We start from the raw sequence: 8225 nt of genomic DNA, 5'->3' as shown, positions 1-8225 counted from the left end.
ATTATATTTAAAGATCTTAACGCAACTATTGGTCGTGGAGAAGTGATTGGTCTAGTTGGCCGTAATGGTAGCGGAAAGTCCACGCTATTACAAATTTTACTTGGACATGTAAAACTATCTGAGGGACAGGTTGAATGGGGAAATAACAAAACCGAAGTCTTTTTAGTGGATCAGGAGAAACAAACATACGCATCTGAGCATGTTACACAATTAGAAGCTACTCTAATGTCGAAATGGCATATTCCAGATGTTCCTTACGAAGTGTTAAGTGGCGGAGAAAAGCTCAAAATACGTCTTGCAAAAGGTTTCGCGTTAGCACCGCACTTACTCTTATTAGATGAACCAACAAACCATCTAGATATAGAAAGTACGGAGCTATTAGTTAATCAAATAGAAAATTATACGGGTACAATCATTGTCGTTTCACATGACAGATATTTTTTGGATACTGTAGCGACGAAAATTTGGTCGATTGAAAATACGAAATTATTCGAGCAAAAAGGAAATTATACACATTATATAAAGATTCGAGAACAAAGAAGATTAACTCAACAAAGAGAGTACGAAAAACAACAAAGAAAAATGGAACTTGTAGAAAATCAAATAAACGAACTGACATCGTGGTCGCAAAAAGCGCATGCACAATCGACGAAGCAAGAAGGATTTAAAGAATATTACCGCCTAAAAGCGAAACGAATGGATTCTCAAGTCAAATCTAAGCGTAAACGTCTTGAGAAGGAACTTGAGAAGACTAAGGTTGAACGTGTTGAGGAAGATTATCTTGTTCGATTTTCGTTAGAAGCTAATACGAAGGTCGGCAAAAGATTTTTAGAGGTAAAAAACTTAAAAAAGGAGTTTGGGGAACGAATATTATTTGAACAGACGAATTTAACAATTCAGCACGGTGAAAAAGTAGCGCTTATTGGCCCGAATGGTAGTGGGAAAACGACATTTTTAAATATCGTAATGGGCAATGAGTTTGCTGAAGGGGACATTTGGGTTTCCCCATCTGCGAATATTGGCTATTTAACGCAGCAAGTATTTGACTTGCCTCTAGAGCAAACGCCTGAACAATTATTTAAACGTGAAACATTTAAAGAACGGGGCAAGGTTCAGAATTTAATGAAGCATTTAGGATTTACAGCAAGTCAATGGTCTGAGCCAATTGAACAGATGAGTATGGGAGAGCGCGTGAAGTGTAAGCTTATGCTATATATACTGGAAGAAAAAGATGTACTAATTTTAGATGAACCGACAAACCATTTAGATTTGCCTTCGAGAGAGCAATTGGAAAAAACGTTAGTAGAGTATACCGGTACGTTGGTCGTTGTTTCACACGATCAATATTTCTTAAGTAAAACGACTTCAGTTCAGTTGATTTTTGAAAATCACCGTATTCAAAAAAAATTAAAGCAATCAAATGAAAAGGTTGATTCACTTGCAGAACAGCGCTTAAAGCTTGAAACAGAACGACAAGAAGTATTAGGGAAATTGAGCTTTTTATCATCCAAAAGCCCAGAGTATATAGAGCTCGATCAAAGATTCAATGAACTTACAAAAAAGATTAAGAGATTAGAAAATCTATAATTCAGTAACGAATGCACTTTAGTGGAGAATAAACGAATTTGATTTTAGTTTTATTAATTGTATTTACTCTGAACGAATCATATTAAAGAGCTTAAAAAGGAGGTACTACGTTTTAGATAGTATCTCCTTTGGGTTTCTTAAAGCAAAATAAAAGACTTTATTATCTCTGTATAGCTGCCAGTTTATCTGCTATTTGTACTGCCATTCAGTTAGCTCTCCTTTATTAGGTCTTGATAATTTCAAAATGGAGTAAATTTATTACTTAGGGTACAACTTTGTATTACATCCACAACAGACTCTTTTAAATCCAAAAAACCTTGTAATCCTTGATAGACAAGGATTACAAGGTTTATATAAGATAATTCTGACTTGAACTAGCAACTGTCAATCATTCCAACCTATTTGGAACAATTAAGAAGCTAATTTAGCTGATTTTGAAACTTTTTCAGGAAACCATAAACTCACTACAATACCAACAATAAGACAGATAAAGAAAGTGGCCGCTTTAGCAGTCACGATGGCTTCTAAAGGAGAAGTGGTCCACAGGATGGCACTGATAAACCCTGTAATAATAGTGGCTACTACGCCTGTGCCAGATGTTTTTTTCCAAAAGAATATAAGTAAAATGACGGCAGAAAATGTATTGCCGACTCCTGCCCAAGCAAAACTGACCATATTATAAATAATGGAGCCAGATGCTAACGAAACAACAATACCTACAAGACCAGCTACAATGGCAATGCAACGAGATAATTTCACTAAGGTTTGACTCTTTATCGTCATACCCATTGCTTTATGAACAATATCTTCACTTACTGATGTTGTAATAACGAGTAATTGAGAAGAAGCTGTTGACATGATAGCAGCTAAAATTCCTGCAATGATGATTCCTGCAACCCATGGTGGCAACAAATCGAATACCATATGAGGCATAATCATTTCAGAATCTTCAATCGTTCCTTGTTTATAGATAACGGAAGCAAAAATGGCAGATAAAAAGGCACCGACGTAGACAATTAATGTCCAAATAATCGCAACAATTTTTCCTGTTTTAAGTTCTTTTTCATCCTTTAACGCCATAAAGCGAGAGCTTAATTGTGGCTGTCCGCCAAGCCAGCCAAAGAACCAAGAAAGGTTCGTAAATAGCATGGCTCCGATGGCTAGTCCAGATAATCCTCCTATCCAACTATCTGCACCACTTCCCATTGAACTTAAGGTATACGAAATCGATAAATCATTTTGTTGAATTTCAAAAAATCCTGCAATTGGAACGATAATAAACGCTAAAACCATTAAAAAACTCTGAATTGTATCTGTCCATACAACTGACATAAACCCACCCATACAAGAGTAGGCAATAATGATGAGGGCAACTACAATTGTTCCTACCGTAATATTAAGTCCAGAAAAAGAATAAAGAGTTTTACCAACACCGGAAAATTGAGCTGCTAAGTAGCAAGTGAAAAATATGACCATAATGATCGATGACAACCAACGAATCAAATTAGTGTGATTAGGAAATTTCACAGCTATATAGTCGGTTAATGTATACACTTTATATTTTTTTGTTTCATTCATAAATCTTTTGGCTAGAAAGAGCCAAGAAAAGAGGACGCCTATAAACATTCCCGATAAGATCCATATTCCTGACAAACCTGTTACATAAATAAAACCTACTGCCCCTAAGAACATATAGGCGGATTCACCTGTAGCTCTTTCAGAAAAAGCTAGTGCCCAACCAGGTAACTTATTTCCACCGAGAAAATAATCAGCGTGGTCCAATTTTTTTCTACTAAAGAGCACACCCACTCCAAGCATTAAGAGAAGGTAAATGATGATTTCGGCAAAAACAATCGAGGATCCTGAAAAATTCATTTTATTATCTCCTTTATAAATTATATTAAACAAAGTTGTATAGTGAGAATAAATACAAAATTTTTTTCCCATCAGGGATTATTCATGGTTAACATCTAATTTCAAAAACATGATTTAACCCTTGATTTATATAAATAACAGAGCCAGATTTTGAAAAAGTATAATCATAAACAGGCTCTGAACATACTACAATGATATATTCTTTAGTTTTTGTCTAATTGTAGAATTGTTAAATATAAGACTTTAGCGGCTTTTTCAATATCATACTCTGAAGAAAATTCCCTTGGATTATGACTGATCCCATCTTTCGATCTAACAAAAATCATACCAATTGGGAATCGATTTTTAAACTGCATGGCATCATGTCCGGCACCGCTAGGTAAAGAGACGATGGATTCACCTAATTCTTGAATACTTTCCTTTATGACATCTTGAATGTTGTCTTCACAACGAACAGGTGCAACACGTTGTAATACAGAGATTTCTAAGTGTAATTGTCGATCATTAGCTATCTTTTTTGCGAATTTTCTAATCTCTTGTTCGACTTGATCTCTGGTTTTYTCATCGATATCTCTAATATCAATTGTCCATTCCGCCTCACCAGGAATGACGTTCACGCCGTTTGGTTTTACAGAAAGTTTGCCCACGGTAGCTACAGATGAAGGGGACTCCTTAGCTATTTTTTCAACCTCTGCAATAATTAAACTAGCTCCTACTAAAGCATCTTGTCTTTGATTCATCGGTGTTGCACCAGCATGCTCTGACAGTCCTGTTAATTTGAACTGAAGCCACACCGGACCAGCGATACCAGTTACATTACCTACAGCTGCTTCATTATTTTCAAGAACCTTTCCTTGTTCGATATGAACTTCTAAATAGCACTTTACGTTTTCTATTTTCGCACTTTGGAGATGCTGCTTTTCTAATCCATAATCCCTCATAGCTTGTTCAATCGATATTCCTTGATTATCTACTTTTTTTAAATCATTGGATGTCAATGTACCTGCGACAGCTCGGCTCCCAATCATACCAAAGCCAAAACGGGTTCCTTCCTCATCCTTAAAGGCAACAATTTTAACAGGATGTTTCAGTTCAATTTCTTTTTCTTTTAACGAATGTATGACTTCAATGGCGGTTAAGACTCCTAAACTCCCATCATACTTTCCGCCATTTGGAACGGTATCAATATGTGAACCTATTAAAATAGTGGGTAAATCATTTGTAGTCTCTTGACTCCCAATCAGATTGCCCACTGTATCAAAATGGACGGTTAAACCAGCAGATTCCATATATTGTTTAACTCGTTCATTTGCTCGTCTCTCATCACTTGTATAAGAAAACCGATTTATGCCACCATCTTTTGTTTTTCCAATGACGGATAACTCTTCTAAATGGGTATTCAATCGCTTGATATTAATCATTTTTTTTCTCTGAATCTTTTAATTGAAAACGAAAATGACATTGTCCTTCTTTTAACACAAATTGATCATGTACGACGTTAAATTTATTGTTAAAACCATGAGCAATTGCATCATCTATCACTTTACAATAAACAAGTCCGTAAGCATGCATATCGTCATCAGCCCATTGTTGGCCTAATGGACATACTGTAAATGTTTGCTCGATTTCCTCAGATTTATTCACCGTTTCAATGGTAAACAAATCACTTCGTCCCATATCGTAGTTTGTTAAGTATTGATCAATTGTGTTGTCCGCCCCATTCACTCTGGCTCTTTGTGCAATACCACGTCCACGCTTTTCACCAAATTGCCATATACCTTCTTGAATAGCTGCTTCTCCTTCATCGCCATAAGTATCTACTATAGCTTTCGTAATTTGGGCAAATAATCTTGCAAATAGGGCAAAGGGTGTAAGATTTTCATACTTATTTTGACTGTTATGATCTTTAGGAATATAGTCAAATAACGTATGATTTTCTCTTTCTGTCGTTGCTTTTATCGCAATCTCTTCCGCGTCTTTATATCCAAAATTATCAATTCCTTGTTGCAGTAATGCCTTTCCATTTTCTTTATATTTCGAAACAACGATTTTTTCTATTTCTGTAAATAATTTAGCTGTCATGACTTCCATGGAATATGGTGGGATAACATGATTCGTTTTACTCAATTTAAACACTCACTTTCTATTTTTCATTTTTTAGTATAATTCTAGCTTTCGTTTAAGTTAGTTTTTTAAATTTATAAAACCGATAAATTTACTAGCAATTGATTAATTGTTATTATAAATTCAATTCTTTATATAAATCAAATGAATAATTGTAATATAAAATATGAAAAAAATTAATAGTTGGAGTGACTATAAATGACACTGATCAAATATGAGATCTTTAGAACCGTTGTAGAAACAGGAAGTCTATCGAAAGCAGCGGAAGTAGTTGGATTAACTCAATCAGCTGTAAGTCATGCAATAGCAAGTCTTGAGTCCGACTTCGGTTTTTCGTTGATTACTCGGGGACGTTTAGGTATTCATTTAACCAGCAATGGAGAAAAAATGCTGCTTTATATGCGAGAAATATTAAAATGTAATGAGCTGATGATGCAGGAAGTATCTAAAATTAATGGACTAGAAACAGGTATCGTACGAATCGGTACACTTCCAAGTGTGTCTATTCAATGGTTGCCTATGATTATTAAGCAATTTAATATAGATTTCCCGTACATAGAAATAAAACTATTTGAAGGAGATTACGATGAAATTGATCAATGGATCTCGGATGGAACCATTGATTTTGGTTTTATGTCCTTGCCAGTTTCAAAGGCATATGAAGTGATTCCGTTAAAAAATGATAGACTTTTGTGTATTTTACCGGATACGCACCCTTTAAATCAGCAAGATATCATTTACTTAGATCAACTCAAAGATGAATCTTTTATCATGCCTAAATCAAGCATCGATAAGGATGTTCGAAGAATTTTGAAAGAACACAAAATCAAACCAAAAATCAAATATGAAATCGCTGAAGATCAGGCGATCATTTCCATGGTGCAAAATGGTCTTGGAATCAGTATCCTCCCTGAAATGATACTGTATCGTATCCACGAGAGTATTCGAATAATCCCTTTGGAAGGTAATTATTATCGCACCATTGGAATTGCAGCCACTTCCTTACGTTATATGTCACCAGGATCGAAAAAAATAATTGAGTTTATTCAGGAATGGTTAAAATGAAACAGCTCTTAAGCACATAAAACAAACTATTTGTCGTTGTCACACTTGTATTAATTGTATATTTTCACCAAATGAACAGAAAAGGTTTGCGGAAGCCCTTAATGCTGTTGAATATTTAGCATCTTATATCAACTAAGGATCATGATATTTTCATGATTCTTTTTTATTAATTAAAAGTTAATGGATGGTAAAAAAATTGTTTAATTGGATGGTGATAAAAATATTAAATCATTTATTATTATAGAGTCGATTCTAATCTACCAATCACATAAATGGCTAAATAATGATTATTTATTGGTTAAGTGAGTGAATTGTTTCACAATTATCTCTTTATCATGGGATTTTTCATATAGGAAAATTTCAAATCTTTTTATAGTTTATTTTAGTAGATGAGTAAAAAACTAATTAGTAGATGAGTAAAAAACTAAATAGATGAGTAAAAAAACTAAATCGATTTGAAGGAGTAGGCAATGTACAACACCAACCGGATAAGGTCTCGTAAAGCACTGGATAAACTTAAGCCGCATACACCAGGTAAACCATTATGGGAAGTTAAAAAAGAAATAGGGCAGAAAAGGGTTATTAAATTAGCTTCTAATGAGAATCCTATTGGACCATCACCGAAGGCAATCGAAGCTATAACAAAAAGCTTATCCAATCTAAATCGATATCCTGATGCTCATGCAGCTAAGTTGAAAAAGACTACCCGCTTATCCTTATCTACTCAGCAATTAATCATAACAAATGGGGCAGATGAATTGATCACCCTTATTTCCACTAATTCCCATAGACTTTTGCGGACTTCGGTCTATATGACGGGCTACTCGAAGCACCTCCCTACTCCGCAAGCAGCGACCCACACAGCCCACTGACAAGGTACGTATGTTATATACTAGCTTTTGACTTTAGTAGTGTGGAGGTAGTGGATAGATGACTGAATTGGTAACTAAAACAGGGAATAATGAGACTGTGGCATATGTGGTAGATCGGTTTATTCTGGCAAATTTAGAATATAATCAAATGCTTGAACTTTCACATTCAATGAAGTCTTCATTTGAAGTAGATTCAGAACAAGAAGCAGAAGAGCTGGTTAAGAATTATTTACTATCACTTGGACATGTTTTAACGGTAGATTAAATTATCTACCAGAAAAACAGGTTGCAGCCAGTTAAGAAGTTGAAATGCATGTTGCAACTAGTGAAGAAGTACAAGTAAAGAAAAAAGTTGGTGGAACAAAATATTTTCAAAATGAGAAGGGAAAAACAATCCTTCTTTTTTTAATTGAATTTTTGAATATTAAAATTCAATTTATTCCTCCTAGTGTATCTATAAAATAAAGTTTAATCAAAAACGTTCAACAAACTCATATTCTACGGCACAAAAAAAGAAACCATTTTGAAAAAAGGTGATATGCTCCCCATTAGGTAGACAGATAAAAAATAAAAATCTGTTGATCTAAGGGGAGTATTTTCTATGGCTCGAATGAAATATTCTAAAGCTGAAAAATTGGCTATTTTAAATCTTTATAAAGATGGTCACCATTCAATAGCTGACATTACGGCCAAGTTTTCTGT

8 protein-coding genes are annotated in these 8225 nt (G+C 34.6%); 5 read left to right on the top strand and 3 right to left on the bottom strand.

Features of this window, described 5'->3' with window-relative positions; genetic code table 11:
* A partial coding sequence (gene abc-f, locus AC1DUW_RS16555) for a ribosomal protection-like ABC-F family protein (RefSeq protein WP_477642987.1) occupies positions 1-1587 on the top strand: 1587 nt, incomplete at its 5' end.
* Positions 1588-1998: 411 nt separating this feature from the next.
* On the opposite strand, the gene AC1DUW_RS16550 is transcribed toward abc-f, so the two are convergent.
* The 3 genes from AC1DUW_RS16550 to AC1DUW_RS16540 all read right to left on the bottom strand — a co-directional run bounded on the left by AC1DUW_RS16550 (position 1999) and on the right by AC1DUW_RS16540 (position 5544).
* The gene (locus AC1DUW_RS16550; protein WP_477642986.1) at positions 1999-3462 is read right to left on the bottom strand and encodes a sodium/proline symporter; all 1464 of its coding nucleotides are present in this window, start codon (positions 3460-3462) and stop codon (positions 1999-2001) included.
* Between the two features lie 203 nt (positions 3463-3665).
* Positions 3666-4883 carry a Zn-dependent hydrolase gene (locus AC1DUW_RS16545; protein WP_053345492.1) on the bottom strand — a complete coding sequence of 406 codons (1218 nt, stop codon included), beginning with the start codon at positions 4881-4883 and terminating at the stop codon, positions 3666-3668.
* Complete coding sequence (locus tag AC1DUW_RS16540; RefSeq protein WP_387830223.1) at positions 4876-5544, bottom strand: L-2-amino-thiazoline-4-carboxylic acid hydrolase; 669 nt, start codon at positions 5542-5544, stop codon at positions 4876-4878. Before AC1DUW_RS16540 ends, AC1DUW_RS16545 begins: the two co-directional genes overlap by 8 nt.
* 240 nt (positions 5545-5784) lie before the next feature.
* Here AC1DUW_RS16540 and AC1DUW_RS16535 point away from each other — a divergent pair, with 240 nt between their 5' ends.
* The 4 genes from AC1DUW_RS16535 (at position 5785) to AC1DUW_RS16520 (ending at position 7988) form a co-directional block, all read left to right on the top strand.
* Positions 5785-6651 carry a LysR family transcriptional regulator gene (locus AC1DUW_RS16535; RefSeq protein WP_477642984.1) on the top strand — a complete coding sequence of 289 codons (867 nt, stop codon included), beginning with the start codon at positions 5785-5787 and terminating at the stop codon, positions 6649-6651.
* A 470-nt stretch (positions 6652-7121) separates the two neighbouring features.
* Complete coding sequence (locus tag AC1DUW_RS16530; protein WP_053345495.1) at positions 7122-7523, top strand: hypothetical protein; 402 nt, start codon at positions 7122-7124, stop codon at positions 7521-7523.
* 58 nt (positions 7524-7581) lie between these two features.
* The gene (locus AC1DUW_RS16525; protein WP_053345496.1) at positions 7582-7788 is read left to right on the top strand and encodes a hypothetical protein; all 207 of its coding nucleotides are present in this window, start codon (positions 7582-7584) and stop codon (positions 7786-7788) included.
* A 44-nt stretch (positions 7789-7832) separates the two neighbouring features.
* Entirely contained in the window at positions 7833-7988 is a 156-nt protein-coding gene (locus AC1DUW_RS16520) for a hypothetical protein (RefSeq protein ID WP_477642983.1), read from the top strand.
* Positions 7989-8225 lie beyond the last annotated feature (237 nt).

It is taken from the genome of Peribacillus sp. P4_C12 (genome assembly GCF_056402095.1).
This window is presented reverse-complemented; position numbering and strand designations above follow the sequence as displayed.

Excerpts from the sequence above, each read along its gene's own strand:
- AC1DUW_RS16530 (WP_053345495.1), top strand. The coding sequence starts at position 7,122 with ATGTACAACACCAACCGGATAAGGTCTCGTAAAGCACTGGATAAACTT.
- AC1DUW_RS16520 (WP_477642983.1), top strand. The coding sequence starts at position 7,833 with ATGCATGTTGCAACTAGTGAAGAAGTACAAGTAAAGAAAAAAGTTGGT.
- AC1DUW_RS16550 (WP_477642986.1), bottom strand. The coding sequence starts at position 3,462 with ATGAATTTTTCAGGATCCTCGATTGTTTTTGCCGAAATCATCATTTAC.
- AC1DUW_RS16535 (WP_477642984.1), top strand. The coding sequence starts at position 5,785 with ATGACACTGATCAAATATGAGATCTTTAGAACCGTTGTAGAAACAGGA.
- AC1DUW_RS16525 (WP_053345496.1), top strand. The coding sequence starts at position 7,582 with ATGACTGAATTGGTAACTAAAACAGGGAATAATGAGACTGTGGCATAT.
- AC1DUW_RS16540 (WP_387830223.1), bottom strand. The coding sequence starts at position 5,544 with ATGACAGCTAAATTATTTACAGAAATAGAAAAAATCGTTGTTTCGAAA.